This window comes from Streptomyces ureilyticus, from assembly GCF_011045025.1.
Taxonomy (GTDB): Bacteria; Actinomycetota; Actinomycetes; order Streptomycetales; family Streptomycetaceae; genus Streptomyces; species Streptomyces ureilyticus.
Map to the genome: position 1 here is coordinate 1 of NZ_JAAKZX010000525.1, position 566 is coordinate 566.

General features: G+C 69.1%; 2 pseudogenes. Both read left to right on the forward strand.

Annotation, left to right across the window (positions count from 1 at the left end):
- A pseudogene (locus G6048_RS52180) lies at positions 1 to 127 on the forward strand (transposase); the annotation flags it as partial.
- A 59-nt stretch (positions 128 to 186) separates the two neighbouring features.
- A pseudogene (locus G6048_RS52185) lies at positions 187 to 444 on the forward strand (DDE-type integrase/transposase/recombinase); the annotation flags it as partial.
- Positions 445 to 566 lie beyond the last annotated feature (122 nt).

The window sequence follows — 566 nt, forward strand, 5'->3', positions numbered from 1 at the left end:
CAGGGACGTCGCGGCCGATCTGAACGTCAACCCCGAGACGCTGCGGACCTGGGTGCGTGACGCCGACGGCCGTCCAGCGCCGGCCGGCGCGCCGGCGGATGCCGCGGACGAGCTGGTCCGGTTGCGGGCTGAGAACGCCCGGCTGGCCAAGGCGGAGAAGGAATGGCAGCTCGAGCGGGAGATCCGGCGCCGGACTTGCTCCAGCGGGACTTCACCGCCCGCGCCCTGGACGAGAAGTGGTGCGGAGACATCACATACGTGCAGGTCGGCGCTACGTGGCTCTACCTCGCCTGCGTCCTGGACATCCGATCCCGCCGGGTGCTCGGCTGGTCCATGGCCCCACACATGCGCGCCGAACTCGTCATCGACGCGCTCCAGGCTGCGGTCGCGACCCGCGGCGGCAACGTCACCGGAGTGATCTTCCATGCGGACCGCGGATCGCAGGGTGGATTCAACTGGTCGTCGCAACACTTTGATCTCGGAGGTGTGCGACGTGGCCACGGCGGACTGGAGTTTGAAGACCAGCGATGTTCCGGAGGGTCGGCGTCGGCAGTGGCGCGCTGATC